Here is a 719-nt window from a genome sequence, read left to right as displayed (position 1 = left end):
CCCAGCTCATCCGAGGGGTTTGCATCCCCCACCGGTTCGGGCCTCCACTGGGTCTCACCCCAGCTTCACCCTGGCCAGGGCTAGCTCGCCCGGTTTCGGGTCCACGGCCGCGGACTAGACGCCCTGTTCGGACTCGGTTTCCCTACGCCTCCGCCTCAACGGCTTAAGCTCGCCCACGACCGTGAGTCGCCGGCTCATGCTTCAATAGGCACGCCACAACCCCTTGCGGGGCCGTGACTGCTTGTAAGCCCACGGTTTCAGGCTCTATTTCACTCCCCTCCCGGGGTTCTTTTCACCTTTCCCTCACGGTACTGGTCCACTATCGGTCACCCGGAGTACTTAGCCTTAGGCGGTGGTCCGCCCAGATTCCCCCAGGGCTCCACGAACCCCAGGGTACTCGGGTACCCTCACCTATCCCCCCACCTTTCGCCTACGGGGCTTTCACCCTCTCCGGCGCTGCTTCCCAACAGCTTCGGCTAGGCTAGGGATTCGGTATCCGAGGGCCCCACAACCCCGCCCGGACAAGCCAGACGGTTTAGGCTCTTCCCCTTTCGCTCGCCGCTACTCAGGGAGTCGCTTTCGCTTTCCTCTCCTCTGGGTACTGAGATGTTTCAGTTCCCCAGGTTCCCCCCGCCCTAAAGGGCGGTGACCCGTGTTCCCACGGGCCGGGTTCCCCCATTCGGACATCCAGGGATCAACGCCCGCTACCGGCTCCCCCT

At 64.0% G+C, this 719-nt stretch carries 1 rRNA gene; it reads right to left on the bottom strand.

Annotation, left to right across the window (positions count from 1 at the left end):
• Window positions 1–719, bottom strand: a 23S ribosomal RNA gene (locus ACYQ0J_RS09945); the annotation flags it as partial.

The sequence above is a fragment of the Thermus sp. FJN-A genome (assembly GCF_054655095.1).
The sequence above is the reverse complement of the archived record's forward strand: the minus strand, read 5'-3'. Positions and strand labels throughout refer to the sequence as shown.